Source organism: Janthinobacterium sp. NFX145, from assembly GCF_049810325.1.
GTDB classification, from domain to species: domain Bacteria; phylum Pseudomonadota; class Gammaproteobacteria; order Burkholderiales; family Burkholderiaceae_D; genus Janthinobacterium; species Janthinobacterium rivuli.
The window spans coordinates 4,422,904-4,445,800 of record NZ_CP187360.1 but is presented as its reverse complement, the minus strand read 5'-3'; the positions used below and the strand labels follow the sequence as shown (position 1 = coordinate 4,445,800).

23 protein-coding genes are annotated in these 22,897 nt (G+C 62.2%); 13 read left to right on the top strand and 10 right to left on the bottom strand.

Features of this window, described 5'->3' with window-relative positions; genetic code table 11:
- Nucleotides 1-46 precede the first annotated feature (46 nt).
- The 3 genes from ACPJXG_RS19870 to ACPJXG_RS19860 all read right to left on the bottom strand — a co-directional run bounded on the left by ACPJXG_RS19870 (nucleotide 47) and on the right by ACPJXG_RS19860 (nucleotide 1,438).
- The gene (locus tag ACPJXG_RS19870; protein WP_010396376.1) at nucleotides 47-193 is read right to left on the bottom strand and encodes a lmo0937 family membrane protein; all 147 of its coding nucleotides are present in this window, start codon (nucleotides 191-193) and stop codon (nucleotides 47-49) included.
- 182 nt (nucleotides 194-375) lie between these two features.
- On the bottom strand, nucleotides 376-618 hold the full coding sequence (locus ACPJXG_RS19865) for a hypothetical protein (RefSeq protein WP_035826237.1): 243 nt from the start codon (nucleotides 616-618) through the stop codon (nucleotides 376-378).
- Nucleotides 619-784: 166 nt separating this feature from the next.
- Nucleotides 785-1,438 (bottom strand): glycine zipper 2TM domain-containing protein, encoded by a 654-nt coding sequence (locus tag ACPJXG_RS19860; RefSeq protein ID WP_425252090.1) that lies wholly within the window; start codon nucleotides 1,436-1,438, stop codon nucleotides 785-787.
- Nucleotides 1,439-1,624: 186 nt separating this feature from the next.
- Here ACPJXG_RS19860 and ACPJXG_RS19855 point away from each other — a divergent pair, with 186 nt between their 5' ends.
- The gene (locus ACPJXG_RS19855; protein ID WP_255206177.1) at nucleotides 1,625-2,401 is read left to right on the top strand and encodes a Crp/Fnr family transcriptional regulator; all 777 of its coding nucleotides are present in this window, start codon (nucleotides 1,625-1,627) and stop codon (nucleotides 2,399-2,401) included.
- 95 nt (nucleotides 2,402-2,496) lie between these two features.
- On the opposite strand, the gene ACPJXG_RS19850 is transcribed toward ACPJXG_RS19855, so the two are convergent.
- Complete coding sequence (locus tag ACPJXG_RS19850) at nucleotides 2,497-2,715, bottom strand: glycine zipper 2TM domain-containing protein (protein ID WP_034758955.1); 219 nt, start codon at nucleotides 2,713-2,715, stop codon at nucleotides 2,497-2,499.
- A gap of 181 nt (nucleotides 2,716-2,896) precedes the next feature.
- Nucleotides 2,897-4,936, bottom strand: coding sequence for an AsmA family protein (locus ACPJXG_RS19845; protein WP_425252089.1), 2,040 nt, complete (start codon nucleotides 4,934-4,936; stop codon nucleotides 2,897-2,899).
- Between the two features lie 256 nt (nucleotides 4,937-5,192).
- Here ACPJXG_RS19845 and ACPJXG_RS19840 point away from each other — a divergent pair, with 256 nt between their 5' ends.
- The 8 genes from ACPJXG_RS19840 to ACPJXG_RS19805 all read left to right on the top strand — a co-directional run bounded on the left by ACPJXG_RS19840 (nucleotide 5,193) and on the right by ACPJXG_RS19805 (nucleotide 10,918).
- Nucleotides 5,193-5,597, top strand: a complete 405-nt coding sequence (locus ACPJXG_RS19840; protein ID WP_051959496.1) for a DUF4398 domain-containing protein — start codon at nucleotides 5,193-5,195, stop codon at nucleotides 5,595-5,597.
- A gap of 32 nt (nucleotides 5,598-5,629) precedes the next feature.
- Nucleotides 5,630-6,529: an OmpA family protein gene (locus tag ACPJXG_RS19835; RefSeq protein ID WP_425252088.1), complete on the top strand. Its 900-nt coding sequence runs from the start codon at nucleotides 5,630-5,632 to the stop codon at nucleotides 6,527-6,529.
- Nucleotides 6,530-6,616: 87 nt separating this feature from the next.
- A complete protein-coding gene (locus ACPJXG_RS19830) occupies nucleotides 6,617-7,153 on the top strand; it encodes a ferritin-like domain-containing protein (protein WP_099402792.1) in 537 nt (178 codons plus the stop codon).
- A gap of 58 nt (nucleotides 7,154-7,211) precedes the next feature.
- Nucleotides 7,212-7,514, top strand: a complete 303-nt coding sequence (locus ACPJXG_RS19825; RefSeq protein ID WP_035826246.1) for a DUF883 family protein — start codon at nucleotides 7,212-7,214, stop codon at nucleotides 7,512-7,514.
- A gap of 18 nt (nucleotides 7,515-7,532) precedes the next feature.
- Nucleotides 7,533-7,919, top strand: a complete 387-nt coding sequence (locus ACPJXG_RS19820; protein WP_034758936.1) for a phage holin family protein — start codon at nucleotides 7,533-7,535, stop codon at nucleotides 7,917-7,919.
- A gap of 21 nt (nucleotides 7,920-7,940) precedes the next feature.
- Nucleotides 7,941-8,279 carry a hypothetical protein gene (locus ACPJXG_RS19815; protein WP_035826249.1) on the top strand — a complete coding sequence of 113 codons (339 nt, stop codon included), beginning with the start codon at nucleotides 7,941-7,943 and terminating at the stop codon, nucleotides 8,277-8,279.
- 175 nt (nucleotides 8,280-8,454) lie between these two features.
- Nucleotides 8,455-9,666, top strand: coding sequence for an ISL3 family transposase (locus ACPJXG_RS19810; protein WP_425254727.1), 1,212 nt, complete (start codon nucleotides 8,455-8,457; stop codon nucleotides 9,664-9,666).
- A gap of 97 nt (nucleotides 9,667-9,763) precedes the next feature.
- Nucleotides 9,764-10,918 carry a patatin-like phospholipase family protein gene (locus ACPJXG_RS19805; RefSeq protein WP_035826254.1) on the top strand — a complete coding sequence of 385 codons (1,155 nt, stop codon included), beginning with the start codon at nucleotides 9,764-9,766 and terminating at the stop codon, nucleotides 10,916-10,918.
- Nucleotides 10,919-11,068: 150 nt separating this feature from the next.
- Here ACPJXG_RS19805 and ACPJXG_RS19800 read toward each other — a convergent pair whose 3' ends face one another.
- The 3 genes from ACPJXG_RS19800 to ACPJXG_RS19790 are packed head-to-tail and all read right to left on the bottom strand — an operon-like array spanning nucleotide 11,069 to nucleotide 12,074.
- Complete coding sequence (locus ACPJXG_RS19800; RefSeq protein ID WP_099402585.1) at nucleotides 11,069-11,371, bottom strand: hypothetical protein; 303 nt, start codon at nucleotides 11,369-11,371, stop codon at nucleotides 11,069-11,071.
- A 44-nt stretch (nucleotides 11,372-11,415) separates the two neighbouring features.
- Nucleotides 11,416-11,568, bottom strand: a complete 153-nt coding sequence (locus tag ACPJXG_RS19795; RefSeq protein WP_010396415.1) for a DUF3309 family protein — start codon at nucleotides 11,566-11,568, stop codon at nucleotides 11,416-11,418.
- 59 nt (nucleotides 11,569-11,627) lie between these two features.
- A complete protein-coding gene (locus ACPJXG_RS19790) occupies nucleotides 11,628-12,074 on the bottom strand; it encodes a glycine zipper 2TM domain-containing protein (protein ID WP_034786328.1) in 447 nt (148 codons plus the stop codon).
- A 269-nt stretch (nucleotides 12,075-12,343) separates the two neighbouring features.
- On the opposite strand from ACPJXG_RS19790, the gene ACPJXG_RS19785 reads away from it, so the two are divergent.
- The 3 genes from ACPJXG_RS19785 to ACPJXG_RS19775 all read left to right on the top strand — a co-directional run bounded on the left by ACPJXG_RS19785 (nucleotide 12,344) and on the right by ACPJXG_RS19775 (nucleotide 14,561).
- On the top strand, nucleotides 12,344-12,898 hold the full coding sequence (locus ACPJXG_RS19785) for a hypothetical protein (RefSeq protein WP_035826256.1): 555 nt from the start codon (nucleotides 12,344-12,346) through the stop codon (nucleotides 12,896-12,898).
- Nucleotides 12,899-12,980: 82 nt separating this feature from the next.
- Entirely contained in the window at nucleotides 12,981-13,292 is a 312-nt protein-coding gene (locus tag ACPJXG_RS19780) for a BON domain-containing protein (protein WP_035826258.1), read from the top strand.
- Between the two features lie 72 nt (nucleotides 13,293-13,364).
- Entirely contained in the window at nucleotides 13,365-14,561 is a 1,197-nt protein-coding gene (locus tag ACPJXG_RS19775) for an AI-2E family transporter (RefSeq protein WP_402720674.1), read from the top strand.
- Nucleotides 14,562-14,622: 61 nt separating this feature from the next.
- Here the strand turns inward: ACPJXG_RS19775 and ACPJXG_RS19770 are convergent, their stop codons facing one another.
- Nucleotides 14,623-15,570 (bottom strand): YihY/virulence factor BrkB family protein, encoded by a 948-nt coding sequence (locus ACPJXG_RS19770; RefSeq protein WP_278318290.1) that lies wholly within the window; start codon nucleotides 15,568-15,570, stop codon nucleotides 14,623-14,625.
- A gap of 70 nt (nucleotides 15,571-15,640) precedes the next feature.
- The gene (locus ACPJXG_RS19765; RefSeq protein ID WP_035826268.1) at nucleotides 15,641-16,666 is read right to left on the bottom strand and encodes an OmpA family protein; all 1,026 of its coding nucleotides are present in this window, start codon (nucleotides 16,664-16,666) and stop codon (nucleotides 15,641-15,643) included.
- Between the two features lie 471 nt (nucleotides 16,667-17,137).
- On the opposite strand from ACPJXG_RS19765, the gene ACPJXG_RS19760 reads away from it, so the two are divergent.
- Nucleotides 17,138-22,891: an alpha-2-macroglobulin family protein gene (locus ACPJXG_RS19760; protein ID WP_425252087.1), complete on the top strand. Its 5,754-nt coding sequence runs from the start codon at nucleotides 17,138-17,140 to the stop codon at nucleotides 22,889-22,891.
- The last annotated feature ends 6 nt before the right edge of the window (nucleotides 22,892-22,897 follow it).

Genomic DNA, 22,897 nt, shown 5'->3' with positions numbered 1-22,897 from the left:
GCGCCCGTTCGCACGCGCACCGCCCCTCTGGCCAGTCAATTGGCCTCTATAAACCGCGCCCGCTGATCAGGCGCAGCAGCACCATGATCACGGCGACCACCAGCAGGATGTGGATGAAGCCGCCAATGGTATAGGAAGTTACCAGGCCCAGCAGCCAAAGAATAATGAGTACGACGGCGATTGTATACAGCATGATGTGTCCTCCGAGAGTAATGTGTGGATGACGGCGACTGCCTTCGCCTTGCAGGCGCTGGCGCGTGGCGCCGTCATCGGTCTTGTCATTGCGCGGCGACCGGGTCGCTGAACGCTGATGCCATGACTAAGTGTCTACTTTGTTTCCCTTGCCTTCTGTACGCTGTCGTACACAAGGCTCAACTAGCGCGAGCGGTCGGCGTGTTCATCGGCCATGCCCGGCACCCATGCCAGCATGCCGGCCATGCCGACGGCGCCCGCCAGGCAGCTGACCATGCCGCCCGTCAACAGCAGCATGACGCCGAACACGGGACTGCCCGCTTGCGGCGCCAGGTCCAGCGCGCAGAAACCCAGCGCGGTGGCCAGCAAGCCGCCGCCAATCAATCCCAGCCAGATACTGTTGCTGCCTGTCTTGTCGTCTTGCATGGCTACTCCTTGATGACGTTTCGTTGAACTTTCCTGAATGCATCATCTCGCGCGACGGCAAGCTCATCTGTACGCCAACGAACATTGTTAAAAAGAAAACGCCCGGACAGGCCGGGCGTGTATTCAGTTTGCAACGCATCGCGGCGCTGCCGCTGCCTTGGCCAACTTAGCCGATGGCGCGCAAGCCGCCGTTGACGACGCGCACGCGGTCGCCCTGGCGCCAGTTCGGCGCGGCGCTCTGGTGTACGGTGCGTGTCTTGCCGTTATCCAGGCGCACGACGATGTTGTAGCTGCGCGTGGCGCGCACGCTGCCTTCGATCTGGTTGCCGGCCACGGCGCCGCCGACGGCACCCAGCACGGTGGCCAGCTGCTTGCCGTGACCGCCGCCGACCTGGTTGCCCAGCAAGCCGCCGACGACGGCGCCGCCGGCCGCGCCCACGCCGCTGCCTTCGGCGCGCGTATTGACTTCATGGATGGCTTCGATCACGCCACAATTGCTGCATACCTGCGGCGCCGGGGCGGCCGCATATTGTGGCTGTGGTTGCGGCTGGCGCACCGGCTGCTGCTGTGGTTGCTGTTGCTGCTGTGGCGGCAGGGCGGCCAGCGGCTGCGCGCCGGACGCTTGCAAGTTCGCTTGCGGCTGGTTCGCCTGCAGGTTGGCCATTTGCTCGGCCGAGGTGCTGGCCGCCAGCGGCTGGCTATCGCCCTGGGAGGAAGGCAGCCAGCCCATCAGGGCAGCCGTGCCGACGCCGCAAAACAGCAGGACGGCGACGGCGGCGGCAAGCACCAGCGGATGGAGGGATTTGGTGGTGGTGGTCATGGAAGGCTCCTTGGTTTTTTTAAAATAATAAAAAGGGTGATGCGTGTTCTGCGTGTTATTTGCGTCTGTTGCCAGTGTGCTGTGCCGCTTGCTCCGCTTCCGTGCGTCACCGTACATACAGGGCCGGTACTGCACCGTAGGCTAAGTAAAAATTATGTCGAGTTGTAACGACACCAAGGAAAAGCAATGCCACTAACGAACGCCAGCACGACCCTGTCCCGCGATACAGGCCGATCCGGCCTGGGGTCGCCTGCGGGCGCGCCTGACGCCGGCAACCGCTTGCTGGCCAGCCTGCCCGAGCACGATTTGCGGCACCTGACCGCGCTGTTCGATAGCGTCACGGTCGAGGTGGGCGAGGTGCTGTACGAACCGGGCCAGCCTATCGGCCACATCTATTTCCCCGGCGATTGCCTGATTTCGCTGCTGGCCGTGGCGGAGGGCCGCATGACCCTGGAAGTGGGCTCCGTCGGCCGCGAAGGCGTGCTGGGCGCATCCGTCGCGCTCGGTCATGACCTGGCGCAAGTGCGTGCCGTGGTGCAGCGTTCCGGCACGGCCAGCCGCATCGCGCGGGCCGACTTCTGCGCCGAGTTCGCCCAGCTCGAATCCCTGCAGCGTTTGCTGTACCGCTACACGGACACCCTGCTGGCGCAAGCCATCCAGATTGCCGTGTGCAGCCGCTTCCACGTGCTCGAAGCGCGCCTGGCCCGTTCGCTGCTGATCACGCGCGACCGCCTGCAGTCCGAAAAATTTCACCTCACGCATGAATTTCTCGCCCACACCCTCGGCGTGCGGCGGGTCGGCGTGACCAAGGCGGCCAGCGCGCTGCAACAGCAAAAACTCATCACCTACAGCCGCGGCAATATCGAGATTCTCGATTCTGCCGGCCTCGAAGCCGTTTCCTGCCGCTGTTACGAGCTGGTCAAGGATAGCGGCGCCATCGGCATGGCCAACGTCTTCGTCTGATTTCCTCAGAATAACTTTTCAATTTCATCAACGGAAGCCGGACGCAAAAAAGCGGGGCGGGCGCCTGCGCACCCACCCCGCTTTTCAGATAACGATTACTTCGGCTTGACCTGGTTACCGATCACGCCGCCGACGGCGGCGCCGCCGACTGCGCCGACAGCGCTGCCGCCCGTCAGCACGGAGCCGGCAACGGCGCCGACGCCAGCGCCGATGGCGGTGTTTTTATCCTGGCCGGACATGTTGGCGCAAGCAGTCAAGCTCAGCAGCAGAGCGGCAACGGAAGTGGTAGCGGCGATTTTTTTAATGATTTGCATGATAGTTCTCCTATGAATTCGGACCTCGTGGCGCCGGCATGGTATGGGCCGGTGAGACTTCGTATCGCCACGTCTTGGGTGTTTCAGGCACGATTACAGAATAGGATTGTGGCAAGGCAGGGTCTGTTCGGCAACGCACATAGGGGTGTAACAATTGTAATCGTGCACGGCTGCGTATTTCTCACCGGCTTTTGCGCGGCGCCTTGCCCGGTTTCGGTGCCACCGGTTTCACGCGCGCCTGGGCCAGCAATGCCGCGCATGCGCTATCTTCGACGGGGCCTGTATTCACCAGCGGCAGCAGCGCCGCCACGGGCGCCACCACGGCCAGCGCCAGTGCGCCACCGGCGCGCAGGGCCAGCACGCCCTTGTCCACGCTCACGTCGGGCTTGCTGAACGTGCCATGCACATACAGGGGCGAGCGCAGCGAAAAGACGCGCAAGCCCTTGCTGTCCGGCCGCAGGGTCAGGTCCAGCCGTTCATCGGCCAGGTTCACCGTGCCATCGATATTCAGGACGGCGTCATCCGTGTCGACGATGAACTGGCGCGTGCGCATCAGTCCCTTGGTGACGGCGAAGTCGGCGGCCATGCAGTTCAGCCTGACCTGCTTGTCGCCAGACAGTTTGGCCAGCACGACACTGCCGATATTCAAGCCCATTTCTTCCAATAACAGTTTGCTGATGCTGCCCCGGTTGATCAGCGCGCGCACTTCGCCGTTCGAGCTGCCCAGCAGGGTGGCGACGGAATTGCCCGTGGCCGACAGCGATGCATCGCCATTGATCTCGCCCACGCTGGCCTGCAGGGCGGGCAGGCGGGGAAACAGTTGCTGGATGTGCAGATGGCGGGCGCTGGCCTTGAGTTCGGCCGCGATGCCGTTGGCGATAACTTTGCCGCTGCCGTCGAGCTTGATTTGCGACGTCAGGGTGCCGCCCGCCACGTTGAAATTCAGGGGCGTGAGCGAGAGCACGCCGTCCGTCAGCACCACATGCGTGTCGAGCTTGCTGATCGGCAGCTCGGCATCGCGCGTGATCTTGTCGGCCGTGTAGCGCACGTCGGCGTCCAGGCTGGTCCAGCGCTCCGTCTTGAAGGTTTCCACCGGCAGCACGCGGCCGGCCGGCTGCGTCGACGGCACGCCCCGTTCCTTCTTGCTGGCGCTGGAATCGGCGCCCACCAGCGGACCGAGGTCGGAAAATTGCAGCAGGCGCGAATGGACTTCACCCGTCAGGCGCTTGCGCGGCGTGCTGGCGGAAAAGGCCAGCTTGCCGCTGATGTCGCTGGAGCCCACCTTGCCGCTGAACTTGTCGTACACCCACTCGCCGCCGCGCGGCGCCAGGGTGCCCGTCAAATGGCCTTCCGTGCTGAAATGCGGTGTCTCCGGCAGCAGCACGCCCGTCAATGGATACAGGCGGGCCATGCTGGGTCCGGATAGCTTCAGGCGCACGTCGAGCGCGGCCAGGTCTGTCGGGCGCGTCAGGGTGCCTTCGATGGCCACGCTGCTGCCGCTCGCGCGCATGTCGGCCTGGATGGGGAAGGGCGTGCCTTGCCGCTGCAGCGACAGCACGCCGCCCGCCTTGCCGCCGCCCTTGACGGTTTCGCCGCGGTAGGTGCCCGACAGCGTCCACGCGATGCCATAGCGCGCATCGTCCGCGATGGTGTCGACATCGGCGCGCATCGCCGTTTTGCTGACGCCATCGTTCAGATAGACGGTGCCCTTGCTGAAGACCACGCTTTGCAATTCCAGCTGCCACGGCGATGGCTGCTCCTGCTTGTCGAAGGTCCAGTTATTTTTGCCATCCTTGCTGCGCAGCAAGCGCACCTGCGGTGTGTCGAAGCGCAATTGCGGGATGATGATTTTCTTGTCCAGCAGGGCCAGCGGGTTGAGCGAGAACGCCAGCTGGCTGACGGTGGCCAGCTGCGCCTGGCCATCCGTGTCCGTCATCGCGCTCGGGTTGCCCAGGCGCACATCCTTGGCCTGCAGGTGCGGCCAGGGCAGATAGTCGCGCCAGGTTTTTTGCCCCGCGGTACCGGCTGGCTGATGCCACGTCAGCGCCAGGTCGCCGTCGATGGCGAATGGACGTCCCAGCGCGTCGCTGGCGCGCGCATTGAGCCAGGGCTTGGCGCGGTTCCAATCCATGTTCGACAGGACGATGGCGGCGGTGACGGGCAGGGCGATGAGCACGGCGGTGCTGGCGAGGGCGATTTTCTGACGGCGGGAGAGCGGCATAAGCTGATTCTTTCTGGACAAGTAGTTGCGATGCTACAGGAATCGCTCCAAGGCCGGGCCTGTTTCAGCTTTTGCTGGCGGACACGTGCGCTGGCGCACGTTGCCAATGCAAGTATTGTCGATTTCTTACCCTATGTGCGGCACCGAACGGATATGCGGGGAGCCGGAGCCTATAACGTCATACATCAAACGCAGTTCCTGATTCCAGATGCACCGCATCTACCCCTCACGCTTAACATTCTCCAGGAGAAGAAAAATGACAAACCGAGATTTCAAGATGTCCCCATTGGCCGCCTTGGCCGCCTGCGCCACCGCCGTTGTCCTGATGACGGGCTGCTCCAGCCTGAAAACGCCTGCCACGGCCGACGTCGCCGTGTCGCGCGCCGCCGTCGATAACGCCGCCAGCGCCGGCGCCGCCGACCTGGCACCCGATGAAATGCGTTCGGCCCGCGAAAAAATGCGCATGGCTAACCAGGCCCTGAAAGACCGCGACTACAAGATGGCGCGCGACCTGGCCGACCAGGCGCAAGCCGATGCCAAGCTGGCGCAAAGCAAGGCCAACTCGGCCAAGGCCACCAGTGCCGCCGATGAAATCAACGAGAACATCCGCGTCATGCGCGAAGAGCTCGACCGTGCCAATCAGCAAGCCCCAAAACAATAAGCCACAACAATAACTAATAACAGGACCCCATCATGAAAAAAGCTACCTACACCACCATTCCCGGCCTGCTGGCCATGGCCGCCTTTGTTGCCGCCTGCAGCTCCGCACCGACCACCACCAGCCTGCTCGACCAGACCCGCGGCGACTACATGGCGGCGCAATCGAACCCGATCGTGTCGACCTATGCGCCACGCGAATTCCGCGAAGCGAGCGCTGCCTTGGAAGCGGCGAACGCGGCCGCCACGCGCCAGGAAGATAGCGAAAAAGTCGACAAACTGGCCTACCTGGCCAAGCAAAAGATAGCCACGGCGCAGGAAGTCGCCAAGCAGAAGGCGGCGGAAGCCGATATCGCCAATGCCGGCAAGCAGCGCGACCAGTTGCGCCTCGATGCGCGCACGCAGCAGGCTGACCAGGCCACGGCCCGCGCCCAGTCGGCGCAAGCGGATGCGGAAGCGGCCAAGGCCCAGGCGCAAGCGGCCGAAGCGTCGGCCCGCGATGCGCAAGCCCGCGCCGCCGGACTCGAAGCGCAGTTGGCCGACCTGGCCGCCAAGAAAACCGAACGCGGCATGGTGATCACCCTGGGCGACGTGCTGTTTGGCACGGACAAGGCGAACCTGACGGCCGATGGCGCGAATACGGCACGCAAGCTGGCCGATGTGCTGAAAAACAACCTGCAGCGCACCGTGCTGATCGAAGGCTTTACGGATAGCACGGGCGGCTCCGCGCACAACCTGGAATTGTCGCAACGCCGCGCCGAATCCGTGCGCAATGCGCTGCTGGAGCAAGGCATCAGCCGCGACCGCATCGCGACCAAAGGCTATGGCGCCGCCTATCCGGCCGCCGGCAACGACACGGCGGCAAACCGCCAGCTGAATCGCCGTGTGGAAATCGTCTTGTCCGAGGACAACACGGCCATTCCCGCCCGCCGCTAAGCCGCGTCCGTTGACGCGGCAGTAGAAAGGCAGCACCGGCCGAAGCTTGGCCGGTGGATACCCATGCAAGACTTGAAAGGAAACATCATGACCCAAACATCTGTTGAGATTCCAGCTGGCATCGATACGGCAGCCATCCGCGCCGCCGCCAAAAACCTGGACGATGGCGCCGTGACGGCCGGCTACCAGGCCGACCGCCAGGAGTTGATCACCCTGTTGAATGGGGCGCTGGCCACCGAACTGGTGTGTATTGCGCGCTATAAACGCCATTACTACACCGTGAGCGGGCGCGACAACGGCAGCATCAAGGCCGAGTTCCTGGAACATGCGCAGCAGGAGCAGGAGCACGCCGACTGGCTGGCCGAACGCATCGTGCAATTGAATGGCAAGCCAGATTTTAATCCTGCAACATTGCTTGCGCGTAGCCATGCCGAGTATGATGACTCCGAAGACGTGCAAAGTATGGTGCGTGCCAATCTGATCGCGGAACGGGTAGCGATCGAGTCGTATCGCCAGATGATCGTGAAAATCGGCGACAAAGACCCGACCACACGCCATTTGTTGATCAAGATCATGGCTGTCGAGGAAGAGCACGCCGATGATATGCGCGATCTGATGGAATAGTGTTTTTGAGTAAAGTAGGTATAGTAACTACATTCATCCACAGCTAAGGAGCTAAACCATGTTGGAAAACAATATCACCACCGTCAATAACGATGTCAAAACCCTGGTCAAGGATGCGCAAGCCCTGTTCAGCGCCGCTGCCGCCCTGACGGGCGAAAAAGCCGACGAAGTGCGCGTCAAGGGCATGAAAACCTTGGACGCCGCCCTGGCCAAGGCGCATGAAGCGCAGGCGTCGGCCATCGTTGCCACCAAGCAGATGGCTGCTCAGGCTGACGGCTATGTCAAGGAAAACCCATGGCGCACCGTGGCTGTCGCCGCTGGCGTCGGCGTGCTGGTCGGCTTCATCCTGGGCCGCAAGTAATCCACTGTCAGGAGCGATATGGACAAGTCTGCTTCGTCTCACCAGGGGCCGGGATTGATCGGCTCGGTTGCCGGCCTGGCCAAAAACGCCGTCGGACTGATGTTGTCGCGGCTGGAACTGGCCACCATCGAACTGTCGGAAGTGCGCAATCACATGCTGCAGTTGATTGTCATTTTCGCGTTGGCGACCGTGGCGGGCTTGTTTGCCATCGCTTACGGCAGCGTGCTGATCGTCTTCCTCGCCTGGGATAGCCTGGGCTGGAAGATCCTGGCGATCATGACGGTCGTGTTCGTACTGCTGGCCATCGCGCTGGTGATGTATGCGCGCGCCATGCTGCGTCAAGGAAAGCTGTCCATGCCGGCCACCATGGCGGAATTGAAGGCTGACCGCGACATGCTGATGTAAGCGGCCTCACGAGGAGAATTTATGTCGGAAAACGACAAACTGGCGGCGCAAGCCGCCCGCAAGCGCCTGCTGATCGCCCAGGGCGAAATGTACCGCGTGGGCATCGTGCATGCGCGCGCCAACGTGGGCTACGCATTGCGTCCCGAGTCGATGCTGCAGGGCGTGGTCGAGACGGCGGTCGGCTTTGCCGGCCACCGCGTCGAATCGCTGCTGGCGCCGGGCGGCATGCGTTTGCAAGGCGCCATGCCTTACGTGCTGACGGCGCTGTCCTTTATCGGACGCAAGAAACTGGTCAAGCCGGCCCTGGTCCTTGTGGCCGTGGCCGCCGTTGCCGCCAGCTGGCTGCGCCGCAAGCGCTGAACGCCAGCCGTGTTGCACAGGAACGCCGTCATTGACGGCGTTTTTTTTGGTTCATCGCGGTTGATGGGGAAAGACGGGCTTGACGTTTTTTGCTGGGAGGGGGTGGCGGCAAGGGTTTTGAATTGGTAAATTGATTGTCGCCAAACAAACCAATTACCTTACCACTCTCGCCGCCATGCTCAATGCTATGTCGTCTCTTCCATTTTGGGAAGGGCATATTGTCGATTCCGTCGTCGAACAGGACGACGAATCGCTGCTGATCGTTCTCAACGCCTGCCCCACTACCGACGCGCTTTGCGGTAGCTGCCGGCAGCCTTGTGCTCTAGTTCATGAGCAGCGCTGGCGGCGCATCCGGGATCGGGATATTTTGGATCGACGGGTTTGGTTGAAGGTGCCAATCCGGCGCCTGGACTGCCATCACTGCGATGCCCGGATGACGGAGCATATCTCCTGGCTGGACCGGCGCTCGCGGGTGACTCACCGCGTCCGGGTCTGGGTGGAGGCGCTGGCACAGCTTATCCCGATCAAGCACGTGTCCCAGCTGACAGGCCTGCACTGGCACACCATCAAGGCCATTGACCTACAGCGCTTAGCACACCTGCACGGCCAGTTCGCCGCTGGCGACGTGCGGCGCCTCGTCATGGATGAATTCGCTTTGCACAAAGGCCATCGTTATGCCACGGTCGTTCTCGATGCCCAGCGCATGCGTGTGCTCTGGGTTGGCGAAGGCAATAGCCGGGTCGCCATCCGTCCGTTTTTCGAGGCGTTGGGCGCAGAAGGCTGCGCCCGAATCGAGGCTGTGGCGATGGATATGAACACGGCGATGGATCTCGAAGTGCGGGCGCAATGCCCCAACGCCGAAGTCGTCTACGATCTTTTCCATGTCGTTGCGCGCTTTGGCCGTGAAGTCGTCGACCGGGTGCGTGTCGACCAGGCAAACGCGCTGCGCGACGATTCCAAAGCGCGCCAGGTCATCAAGCGTAGCCGTTGGCTCCTGCTGCGCAATCGCGACAACCTTGAAGACGACCGTGCTATCAAACTTGACGAACTGCTCGCGGCCAACGCCCCTCTGTCGACGGTCTATTTGCTCAAAACCGAACTCAAAGAAATCTGGTTCGCGCCATCCGTTCGCGAGGGTGCGCGTCGATGGAAACGCTGGATGCGCCTCGCCCTCGAGAGCGAGATCGCCCCCGTGATTAAATTCGCCAAGCGCTTACGCAAATACGTCCGGGGCATCATCGCCTCCGCCATCTATCCGATGAATTCGTCCATTCTTGAAGGCGTCAACAACCGCATCAAAGTCATCAAACGGATGGCCTACGGATTCCGGGACTCTGCATATTTTTTCCTCAAAATCAAGGATGCCTTCCCCGGTAAAACGCGATGAACCTTTTTTTTGCCCGTACCCAAGGTCCGGCGCAGACAGGCGCAATCCCTTACAATGATTTACGCCGCACCCGCGCGGCGGACAGAGGGCTATCTTGATGACGAATTCGAAGACACCGATCAATCAGTTAAATCCCTCGCGCCTGCGCATCGTGCTGGTGCTGCAGGGCGGCGGCGCACTGGGCGCCTACCAGGCCGGCGTCTACCACGCGCTGCATGAGCATGGCCTGGCGCCGGACTGGGTGGTGGGCACCTCGATCGGCGCCATCAATGCGGCCATTCTGGCCGGTAACAAGCACGAAGACAGGCTCGTGCGTCTGAAAGAGTTCTGGCAGCGCGTGGCGCACCGCGACAGCATCGACATGAACCTGGTCTCCGACCAGCAGCGCCGCTCGAACATCTGGCTGGCCACGCTCGATACCGTGCTGCGCGGCGTGCCCGGCTTTTTCAAGCCGCGCACCTTCAGCCTGTTTCCCGCTGGAATCGCCGTCAAGCCGGAAGAGGCCAGTTTTTATGACACCAGCGAGCTGGCCGGCACCCTCGAGGAACTGGTCGATTTCGATTACCTGAACCAGCCCGGCGGCATGCGCCTGACGGTCAACGCCCTGCGCGTCAAATGCGGCAGCCTCACCAGTTTTGACAGCCAGCAGCAACCACTGACGGCCGACCATATCCGCGCCAGCGGCGCCTTGCCGCCCGGCTTTGCCGGCGTGCGCGTCGATGGCGATTTATACTGGGATGGCGGCCTGTACTCGAATACGCCGCTGGAAACCGTGCTTGACGACACGCCCCACGTCGACACCTTGGTCTTCATGGTCGACTTGTGGAGCTCGGAAGGGCCGGAACCGACCACCCTCGATGAAGTGCAGACGCGGCAAAAGGACGTCACCTTCGCGTCGCGCTCGAAGCGGCATATCGCCGATTACGTCAATACGCATACCTTGCAGCGCAAATTGCGCGAACTGTACGCCGGCCTGCCCGACACCAAGCACAACCGCCAGCAGACGCAAGAACTGGTGGCGTTGGGTTGCGACAGCACCATGCACATCGTGCGCCTGCCGTATGCGGGGCGCGACTGGCACATGGCCGCGAAGGACATCAATTTCTCCAAGGGCTCCATCGAGTGGCGCTGGGAGCAGGGCTACCAGGATGGCTTGCGCGCAATCAAGGCGGCCGGCTGGCTGGCCTTTGTGACGGAAGACACGCCGCTGGTGGTGCACGAACTGCCCCCATACGAGCGCGACGCCGCTTAGTAACGCCTGTCAAAACCTGCTGCGCGTCGGTATAGGCGGCCTGCGATGCTCACCGGCTCGGCGCCCCCGTACCTTCGTACGGTTGCGCTTCTTAGCCACCTCTCCCTTCCGCTCGCTACGGTTTTGTCAGACGTCGCAATGACATGATCATCACTGCGGATGCGCCGCCTCGCGCAGCTTCTCCGCGTTTGCCATGTCTTGCCGATACGTGTCTTGCGCGTCCTTCAGGCAGGTGGCGCGCGCGGCGGATGGTTCCGAACGGCAAGCTTTCTTGGCCTCGGCCAGGGCGGCGGCGATTTCCTTGCGCAGGGTGCGCAGCTGGGCTTGCGCCGTGCTGTCTTCCTGGTACCAGCGTTGCGGGTCGCCCGGCTGTGGCGTGGCCGTCTGCGCCAGCGCGAATGGCGCCAGGCTGCAGGCGAACAGGGTGGCCAAGAGTGTGTTGTGGATAGTCATGATATTTCCTCCTTGAAATAAAAAAGGCGCCGTAGCGCCTTTTTTTACAACCTGCCCGTCAGTAATAGCAGGATCAGTATCACTACGACCAGGCCGGCGATGCCGCTGGGGCCGTAACCCCAGTTGCGGCTATGCGGCCAGGTGGGCAGGACGCCGACCAGGGCCAGGATCAAGATGATCAGAATGATGGTGCCCATGGTATCTCCTTGTTGGTGCATGGTCCGGCGCAGGCTTGCGGACAAGCCCGGCCAAGGGATTAATAGCGGTAGACGCGGCCGTCAACGACGCGCACGCGGTTGCCCGGGCGCAAATCATTCGCATTGTCCTGCACCACGGTGCGGTATTCGCCGTTGTCGAGGCGTACGCTGATCTGGTAGGCCTGCGCTTGCTGTCTGCGGCCTTCGACCTGATTGCCCACGACGCCGCCGGCAACGGCGCCCGCCACGGTGGCGGCCGTGCGTCCGCCGCCCGAGCCGATGGTATTGCCCAGCAGGGCGCCGGCGATGCCGCCGACCACGGCGCCGGCGCCGCTGGTTTGTCCGCCACCCTGCACGATCTGGATGGAGTCGACGGTGCCGTACATGGCCGATTCAGGCTGGTTGGCCGGGTAATATTGTTGTGACTGGGAAGGGCCGGTGGCGCAACCGCTGAGTGCGGCGGTGGCGGCGAGCATCAGTGCAGCCAAGGTGGCGTTGGTTTTCATTTTATTCTCCTGACGAGGTGAGGGTGTAGTGCCATCTTAGTCATGCCCCTGTTTCCGGTCTGTACGCTGCCGCACGTAGATATTTGCTGCCAAAAATGGTATTTTTTACCGTGGCGATCCATCAAAACGTTGTTATTTATCCCTGTATCCCTTCCGCTTTCAAAATAAATTACTTGTGTACGGCAGCGTACAGAAGAGAGGCGGCGATCCACGTAAAACGGTAGTCATGCCAAGCAGACATGCTTGCTACCACCAGGGAGAAACACAATATGAACAAGAATAAGCTTTTCACCGCCATCGTCGTCAGCCTGGCATGCGCCGCCTGGGGCGGTCAGGCCGTGGCGGCCACGCCGGAAGCGAAAGCAGCCTACAAGGCGGCCAATGAGCAGGCTGGCCTGAACTACAAGCTGGCACATGCCGAGTGCGAAAAAATCACGGGCAACCCGAAGGATGTCTGCGTTGCTGAAGCGAAAGCCGTGCGCGCCTACGATGAAGCGGTGGCCCAGGCGCAATACACGAATACCCTGCGTGCCTACACCAAGGCGCGCATCAAGATTGCCGATGCGAACTACGACGTCGACCTGACGCGCTGCGATGCGCTGACGGGCAACGACAAGGATGTCTGCGTCAAGCTGGCCAAGTCCACCAAAGTGGCGGCCCTGGCCGATGCCAAGGCGGACAAGAAAGTCATCGAAGCGCGCAGCGATGCGCGTGAAGCAAAAAGAAAAGCCGAGTACAAGGTCGCGACAGAAAAATGCGATGCATTAGCCGGCGCAGCCAAGGATGACTGTATCAAGGCTGCAAAAACCCAGTTTGGCTACTGAGCTCCCTCCGGCGCGCAGTCACCACACTGGTATAAGAAGCTCATTGTGAGCACATTGATTGACCACTCCTAAGGAAAAAACCATGAAATTCACTAAATCTATCGCTACTGGCCTTTTCATCGCTTCCCTGTTCGCCGTTGCAGGTTGCGCTTCGACCCCAACCAAGGAAGGCACGGGCGAGTACATCGACGACGCGGCCATCACCACCAAAGTGAAAGCCAGCATCTTCAACGAGCCTACCCTGAAATCGACGGAAATCAACGTTGAAACCTTCAAGGGCGTGGTTCAGCTGAGCGGCTTCGTGGCCCAGCCGTCGGATGCCTCCAAGGCAGGCGAAGTCGCCCGTGGCGTCAAGGGCGTGAAGTCGGTCAAAAACGACATCCGCGTCAAGTAATGGCATGACCTGCCGCAGCGGCCAGCCCCACGGCTGGCCCTGTGGTCCACCACCGACCGTCGCGGGAATCGCATGCATATCCAGCCTAAAGATACCCCGCCCGAGCCGGTGGCGGCTGCCTCCACCGAGCCTGCCGGGCCACCTCCCGGCACGCCTGTGGAGCACCCCGATTCATCCTTGCGTTTGCCGCTGCACGTCAATGCGCGCGGCTTGGCGCTGGGCATCATCGCCACCGTCAGCTTCATTTATGCGCTGCAGTGGGCACAGAAATTCCTCATTCCCGTTATTTTCGGCATTTTCATTGCCTACACCCTCAATCCCGTCGTCGCCTGGCTGGAAAAGCTGCGCCTGCCGCGCGCCATCGGCGCCACGGCCGTGACGGCCCTGATCCTGTTCGGCTCCCTCGTCGTGGTCGAGCGCGTGCAGGGCGAATTCGAATCCATCGTTGAAGAGTTGCCGGCCGCCACGCATAAGCTGTCGCGCCTGATCGCCGCCAATACGGGCGGCAAGAACAGCACCTTCCAGAAGATGCAAGCCGTGGCCAATGAAATCGAGCAAGTGGCCGCCGGCGCCGAAGCGCGCCGCAACAACCGCCGCGCCGCCGCGGCCGAGGCGCCCAATTTCAAGATCATGGACTGGGTCTGGGCCGGTTCGCTGGGCCTGGTGGGCTTCCTCAGCCAGGCCACCATGGTCATCTTCCTCGTGTTTTTCCTGCTGCTGTCGGGCGACACCTTCAAGCGCAAGCTCGTCAAGCTGACGGGGCCGTCGCTGAGCCGCAAGAAGGTCACCGTGCACATCCTGGAAGACATCAATACCTCGATCCAGAACTATATGTTCATGCTGCTCGTCACGAATGGCTTGCTGGCCGTCCTGATGTGGATCGCCCTGCGCGTGATCGGCCTGGAAAATGCGGGCGCCTGGGCCATCGTGGCCGGCTTGCTGCACATCATGCCGTATTTCGGCCCCTTGCTCATCACCATCGCCACGGGCCTGGTGGCCTTTTTGCAGTTCGAATCGCTGGAAATGGTCTTGCTGGTGACGGGCACGTCGATGGCCATCGCCACCCTGGTCGGCACCTTTGTCACCACCTGGATGACGGGGCGCATCGCCCGCATGAATCCCACGGCCGTGTTCATCAGCCTGCTGTTCTGGGGCTGGCTGTGGGGCGTCTGGGGCTTGCTGCTGGGCGTGCCCATCATCGTCATCGTGAAAGTGGTGGCCGAGCGCGTGCAGGGCATGGAAGTGGTGGCGGAACTGCTGGGCGAATAGCCTGCGGTACAGCAAAGAAAACGGCGCCCGCGGGCGCCGTTGTTGCATGCAGACTGATGACTTACGACTGGTGGCGTTTCAATATCTTGACTTGCACATCGCCGTCGTCCGTCTTCGGCATATCCTTCATGCTGCCCAGTTGCAGGGCGAACTGGCGCGTGAATTCAGCGCCCAGGAAGAAGATTTGTGCCGAGTAATACACCCACAGCAGCAGGGCCACCAGCGAACCGGCCGCGCCATAGCTGCTGGCCACGCCGCTATTGCCGATATACACGCCAATTGCATATTTCCCCAATGAAAACATGAAGGCCGTGCCCACGGCGCCGATCACCACGTCGCGCCAGGACAGGCGCACGCGCGGCAGCATTTTGTAGATGACGGCAAACAGGCTGGCGATGACGGCAAAGCCGATCAGGTTCGACAGGATGGTAAACAGCACGGCCGTGTCCTTCCACACGCCTTCCCAGAAGTTGGCGAGGATGGCCATGGCCGCATTGACCACCAGCGACACCATCAGCAGGAAAGCCAGCACCAGCACCAGGCCGAAGGACAGCAAGCGCGTGCGCAGCATGTCCCAGGCGCCCGCTTCCTTCAGCGGCGGCACTTGCCAGATTTCATCGAGACTGGCTTTCAGCTCGGCAAACACGCTGGTGGCGCCAAACAGCAGCAGGGCGCTGGCGATGAGGGTGGCGATGCGCCCCTGTTCATGGTTCTTCGCGCCGGCCAGCACCAGCTGAATGGCTTCGGCGCCCTGCGTGCCCAGCAAGCCCTGCAGTTGTCCCATCAGCTCGCCGCGCGCGGCGGCCGGGCCATAGAAAAAGCCGGCGATGGCAATCACCAGCACGAGGATGGGGGCGATGGAAAACAGGGTGTAGTAGGCGAGGGCGGCGCCCTTGCTTGAGGCGCGGTGTTCCAGCCATTCGGTGACGGAACAGACGATGACGCTGCGCATCTGCTTGCTGAGCGGCGCCAGGCCGGCCAGCTTGGGATAGCGGGTAGAAATATTCATGATGGCTTTCAATGCAAAAAAGGGGCGCGAGCCCCTTTTTTTATTCACAAGTGGCGTACCACTGTTGAGCTTACTGCACGCGGCGTTCGATGGTGATCTGTTCCACTTCAACGCGGCGGTTTGGTTCCAGGCACTTGATCAGGTCGGCACGTTTCTTGTTGTCGCAGGTGACGACAGGATTGGTGGAACCCTTGCCTTCGGCCGTCAGACGGTTGGCGGCGACACCATGACCGACCAGGTATTCCTTGACTGCATCAGCGCGCTGCTGCGACAGTTTCAGGTTGTACTTGGGCGAACCGATGCGGTCGGCATAACCACTGATGACGACGTTGTTGACGTCTGGTGCTGCGTTCAGCACGCGGGCGATTTCGTCGAGCTTGGTCTGTGTCGGGCCCAGCTTGGCGCTGTCGAACGCGAACAGTTCCGTTGCCGCCATCGTCACTTTTTCAAAGCGTGCTGGCGGTGGCGGCGGTGGTGGCGGCACGACCACGACGACTTCTTCACGCGCTGGCGGCGGTGGCGGTGGTGGCGGTGGTGCAGCTGGTTTGTCGAACGCGAAGTTCAGGCCCACGGTGACATAGTAGTTGTTGGACTTGCTGCTCGGGTCGAACGTATTGCCGCGCAGGAAACCGTGCACATTGCGGATGTCAGCCTGGAACGACAATTGATCATTGATCGTGGACTGGAAGCCCAGACCGACGCTGGCGTAAGGCGAGCTCTTGCTGCGTTCGCCGAAAGCGAAGCTGGTGTCCTTGTCGCGCTGCATGCCGGCACCAACGAGCAGGAAGGGGCGGAAGGCTTTGCGCGAGAACATGTACAGACCGTCTACGCCCAGCGTATTTTGCTGGTAGCGCTGACCGCCATCCTTGGAGCGGGCATACGTGGTGCCCAGCTGGATATCCCAGTCCGGCGAAACGGGTTTACCGAAACGCAAGCCTGCGCCATAGCCGGTTTTATCCGTGGCGAAGTCGGAATCTGGCTTGAGTGCGTTGAGGCTGGGTTGAATGTACCAGGAGGGATTGATTTCCTGGGCCTGTGCGCCGAGGGCGGAGCACAGTACTGCGGCGGCAACGGCGATTTTTTTTAGATTATTCACAAGTAACTCCCAACGTTGATAAGAGATTTTCTCTACTGCATCAATGCGACAACTGCCAGACATGCTATTGCTAGAGACAGACAGCAATTCCAGGTGCGCTTTCTTGCGATAAATGCACTGCTGTTGGAGTAGAGAATACGGTTGCAGGTTCACGCGGTCGGTGCGATAGCGCACAAAGTATTGCGGTATATCAATGGTGTTGCAGATTCACGACAAATACTTTGGTGTTGAAAAAAACTAATTCGCCTCGGCAAACTTTTGCAATCACGGCCACATCCTGGTGCCGCGACTCGAGGCAATTGTACGACTTGTTACCAGCGTGCCACTGTATATTAGCAACAATGATGAGCTTGATAACTAATATTACATTGATGTTGTATTCCTGCCGCGTTCGCTTGCTTTGCCGGGCTTCTCTCGGGCAACTATCGTGCGCCGCAGCCAGCTCCGCCACTTTTCATCAAGGAGTCACCCGTGTCTGACCACCCCCGTGCTGTTTCTTCCCCGCCATTTGGCAAACTGGGCCCGCTATATCTGTTGCTGTCGCTGGGCCTGGTTCTGCCGGCCTGGGCCGATAGCGGCGTGTCCCTGTTTTCACCGAGCGGCACGGTCAAGGCCGTGCGCCAGGTGCGGGCCCAGTTCGCCACGCCGATGGTGCCGTTCGGCGACATGGGCTTGCCCGCGCCGTTCGCCATCGATTGCGGCAAGGCTGAACCTGCCGTCGTGGCGGGCGCGGGGCGCTGGGCTGACGAGCGCAACTGGAACTACGATTTCGAGCGCGATTTGCCGGCCGGCGTGGCGTGCAGCTTTACCTTGAAGCCGGGCCTGAAGGACCAGGCCGGCAAGCCTTTGCAGGGGACGGCATCGTACCGCTTTACCACGGGCGGCCCGGCCATCGTCGAGGCCGTACCGTATGACGGCCAGCCGTATATTGATGAGAACCAGATCTTCGTGCTGGGCCTCGATGCCGCGCCGAACGAGGCCAGCGTGGCCGCCAACGCGTATTGCCGCGCCGACGGCATCAATGAAAAGATTCCCGTGCGCCTGCTTAAAGGCAAGGAGCTGGAGCAGGTATTGACCCTGCGCAAGAGCTTTCTCGACCGCTACCTGACCGTGTATTTCAAGAAGCGCGGCACGGTCTGGAAAGTGGGCATGCCCGTCGCCAGCAAGGGCGCGCCGCCGCTGCCCGTCACCGTGCTGCAATGCAAGCGCAGCTTCCCCGCCAACGCCAAGGTGTCGTTGGTGTGGGGCGAGGGCATCGCCAGCGCCAGCGGCATCGCCACGGACAAGGCGCAAACGCTGCAGTTCAAGACGCGTCCCGACTTCACGGCCAAATTCAGCTGCGAGCGCAGCAATCCGAAGGAACAGTGCATCCCGTTCCTGCCCATGCGCGTGCAGTTTTCCGCGCCCGTGAGCGCGGCGCAGGTGCGCGCCATGAGCCTGAAGGGCGGCGGCAAGACGTATGCGCCGACGATTTCAAAAGAGGAAGAAAAGGCCGAGTTCCTGTACAGCGCCGCCTTCAACGGCCCCTTTCCCGTGCAAGCCAGTTTTGTCCTGAGCCTGCCGCCGAAACTGACGGATGACGCGGGCCGCACCTTGCTCAACCGCGCGCGCTTTCCCATGACGGTGCGCACGGGCGAACAGCCGCCGCTGCTGAAGTTCCCGGCCCCGTTCGGCATCATCGAAGCGAAGGGCGACGGCTTGCTGCCCGTCACCGTGCGCAATATCGAACCCGTGCTGTCGGGCAAGGAAGTCGCCCAGCCATCGGCTGCCGCCACGGGCGCCACCTTGCGCGTGCCCGACAATGACGACAAGTTCATCATCGAGTGGATGCAGCGCCTGGCCGGCAATGGCGACGGCGGTGAATACTGGCAGCCGTACGCGCAATATGCGGGCAACATGAGCAAATCCGTGCTGGCCGGCGCGGCCGGCACGCGCCCCATCAGCCTGCCGCGTCCCGATGGCAAGAAAACCTTTGAAGTGATCGGCATTCCGTTGCAAAAACCGGGCTTTTACGTGGTCGAGCTGGCCAGCCCCATCCTCGGTAAAGTACTGCTCGGCAAACCGACGACGGCCTACATCCGCACGGCCGCGTTGGTGACGAATCTGGCGGCACACTTCAAGCATGGCGCGCAATCGTCGCTCGTGTGGGTGACGTCGCTCGACAAGGGCGCGCCTGTTGCGAAAGCGCAAGTGGCCGTGCGCGACTGCGCCGGCAAGCTGCTGTGGCAAGGCGCCACGGGGGCGGACGGCGTGGCGCACATTCCCGGCGAGCTGGCCAATTCTAGCTGCAAGAACAATGGCCGCTACTTTATCAGTGCGCGCAGCGGCGGCGACATGACGTTCACCCTGTCGGACTGGGTGGGCGGCATCGAAGCCTGGCGTTTCAATTTGCCGACCGACGATACGCGCGCCGACAACACCCTGCTGGCGACGGTATTCGACCGCACCTTGCTGCGCGCCGGCGAAACCGTGCACATGAAGCATTTCATCCGCAAGCACACGGGCGAGGGCATGAGCCTGGTCGACAAGAACAACGGTCCCGGCAGCGCCACCTCCGTCGTCATCACGCACCAGGGCAGCGACCAGAACTATCAATTGCCGCTGCGCTGGTCCGCCAGCGGCACGGCGGAAAGCGACTGGGTCATTCCCGCCGACGCCAAGCAGGGAGAATACAGCGTCACCATGGCGGGACGCCCTTCCGGCAGTTTCCGCGTCGAAGCGTTCCGCGTGCCGACCATGAAAGCCGTGCTGCAAGGGCCGAAAGCGCCCGCCGTGCAGGCGAAGCAGCTGGCCCTCGATGCACAAATCACGTACCTGGCCGGCGGCGCCGCCACGAATGCGCCCGTCAAGCTGCGCACGGTGCTGCAAGACAAGAGCGTGACGTTTGCCGATTATCCCGACTATGGCTTCAGCAATGGCGACGTGAAGGAAGGTCTTGTGAAACAAGGCACGGGCTATGACGACGACGAGGGCGAATGGCAGGATGAAGGCCATGGCGCGGGTGGCCCCGGCGCCACGGCCGCGCGCACGCAAAGCTTGAGCCTGGACAAGGCGGGCGGTGCGCGCATCGTCATCGACCAGTTGCCGCAGCTGTCCACGCCGCGCGACCTGGTGGCGGAAATGGCTTTCCAGGATGCGAATGGCGAGACGGCATCGGTCGCCACGCGCGTACCGCTGTGGCCGTCAAACTATGTGATCGGCATCAAGCCCGATGCATGGGCCTTGAGCAAGGATGCCTTCAAGTTCACGGTCGCCGTGCTCGGCACGAATGGCAAGCCCGTGGCGAATGCCCCGGTCGCCGTCGACTTCTTCCAGCGCAACAGCTATTCGCACCGCCGGCGCCTGATCGGCGGCTTTTATGCGTATGAAAACAGCAGCGAAGTCGTCAAGCTGGGCCCGGCCTGCTCGGGCAAGACGGATGGCAAGGGCTTGTTGATGTGCGACGTGAAAGCGCCCGCCAGCGGCAATCTGATTCTGCGCGCCAGCACGCAGGATAGTGCTGGCAACGCGGCCGTCGCCAACCGCGAAACCTGGGTGGCCGGCAGCGGCGACTGGTGGTTCAACGCCAGCGACAATGACCGCATCGACGTGCTGCCGGAAAAGAAACGCTATGAACCGGGCCAGGAAGCAAGCTTGCAGGTGCGCATGCCGTTCCGTTCGGGCACGGCCTTGATCACGGTCGAGCGCGAAGGCATTCTCGACACCTATGTGCGCCAGCTCAATGGCCGGGAACCGGTGGTGACTATCCCGGTCAAACCGAATTACGCACCGAATGTGTATGTATCCGTGTTTGTCGTGCGGGGCAGGGTGGATGGCGTGCAGCCGACGGCGCTGGTCGACTTGGGCAAGCCGGCTTACAAGATGGGCATCGCACCGCTGAATGTGGGTTGGCAGGCGCATGAGCTGAACGTGATGGTGGTGTCCGACAAGGAAGTGTATAAAACGCGGGACAAGGCGGAAGTGTCCGTGCGCGTGCGCCGCGCCGATGGCAAACCGTTGCCGGCTGGCGCAGAAGTGGCGCTGGCGGCCGTCGACACTGGGCTGCTGGAGTTGATGCCCAACGATAGCTGGAAGCTGCTCGACACCATGATGGCGCAGCGCAGCCTGCAGGTGGAAACGGCGACGGCGCAGATGCAGGTGATCGGCAAGCGTCACTTTGGCCGCAAGGCCTTCCCGGCCGGCGGTGGCGGCGGCAAGGGCGCCAGCCGCGAACTGTTCGACACCCTGCTGTTCTGGAAGGGCACCGTCAAGCTCGACGCCAAGGGTGAAGCGACAGTCCAGGTGCCGCTCAACGATTCATTGACGGCGTTCCGCATCGTCGCCATCGCCAGTGCTGGCAAGGAATTGTTTGGTACGGGCAGCACGGATATCCGCAGCTCGCAAGACTTGATTTTGATGTCGGGCTTGCCGACGCTCGTGCGTGAAGGCGACCAGTTGCGCGCAGGCTTCACGGTGCGCAACACCTCGGCCGCGTCCTTGAGCGTGGACCTCAACGCCAGCGCGGCCGGCAAGGCCTTGCCGCGCCAGAGCTTGAGCCTGGCGGCGGGCGAAGCGCGCGAAGTGGGGTGGGATTACCAGGTACCGCTCGGCGCGCAAACGGTCGTGTGGGATATCAGCGCGAAAGCGGGCAGCGGGCTTGGCAACACCTCCGATAAACTGAAAATCACGCAAAAGGTGGGCCAGGCCACGCCCGTGCGCACGTACCAGGCCACCTTGCAGCAGATCGACAAGCCCGTCAATATGTCCGTGCAAATGCCGGCCGGCGCCTTGCCGGGCCGGGGCGGCATCCAGACCAGCTTTGTCGCCAAGCTCGGTGGCGAGCTGCCAGGTGTGCGCGAGTACATGGCCGCGTATCCGTACACCTGCTTCGAGCAAAACACGTCGAAAGCCATCGCCCTGCAAGACCAGGAGGCGTGGAACAAGCTGGCCGCCAGCCTGCCCGCCTATCTGGACAGCGATGGCATGCTGAAATACTTCCCCATCATGGAACAGGGCAGCGACAGCTTGACGGCGTATGTGTTGTCGGCAACCCGGGAAGCCGGCTATGCGATTCCCGAGCAGACGAAAAACCGCATGGAGGCAGCCTTGACGGCCTTCGTGCAGGGCCGCATCGTGCGCCGTTCTGCGCTGGACACGACCGACCTGGCCGTGCGTAAACTTGCTGCGCTGGAAGCGCTGTCGCGTTCCAACAAGGTGCCGCCCGATGCGCTGGAGAGCATCAGCATTAACCCGAACCTGTGGCCTACCTCGGCCGTCATCGACTGGAGCTTGTTGTTGCAACGCACGCCAGGCCTGGCGCGCCGCGATGCGCTGCTGGCCGAGGCGCAGCAGATACTGCGTTCGCGCCTGAATTTCCAGGGCACGACCATGGGCTTTTCCACCGAGCGCAAGGATAACTGGTGGTGGCTGATGGTCTCCGGCGACGTCAACGCCAACCGTCTGCTGCTGGCCGTGATGGACAATCCGGCGTGGAAAGATGACATCGGCCGCCTCGTGCGCGGCAGCATGGGCCGGCAGAAGAAGGGCCGCTGGGATACGACGGTAGCCAACGCTTGGGGCACGCTGGCGATTGCCAAGTTCTCCGCGAAGTTCGAGTCCACCCCCGTGACGGGCGCCAGCGCCGTCAAGCTGGGCGGCGATACGCAAGCGCTCGTGTGGAGTGGCGCGGCGAAAGTGGGCCCCGTGCTGCAGGCGTGGCCGAAGGGCACGGACACCCTGGGCCTGGCGCACAGCGGCACGGGCAAGCCTTGGGCCACCGTGCAAAGCCTGGCGGCCATACCGCTCAAGGCGCCCGTGTCCAGCGGCTACACGATCAAGAAAACCGTGACGCCAGTGGAACAGAAAACCACGCGCCTATGGTCGCGCGGCGACGTCTACCGCGTGCGCCTGGATTTGTCGGCGCAGGCGGACATGAGCTGGGTGGTGGTCGACGACCCGATTCCGGCCAGCGCCACGGTGCTGGGCAACGGCCTGGGCCGCGATTCGCAGCTGCTGACGGCCGGCGAAAAATCCACGGGCTGGGTCTGGCCGACGTTCGAGGAACGGGCTTTCGACGCCTTCCGCGCGTATTACGCGTTTGTGCCGAAGGGTAACTGGAGCGTGGAATACACGGTGCGCCTGAACAATGCAGGTGACTTCAGCCTGCCGGCCACGCGCATCGAAGCCATGTATTCGCCCGAGATGTTTGGCGAGTCGCCGAACGCGAATGTGAAGGTGGGGCAGTGAGGAGTG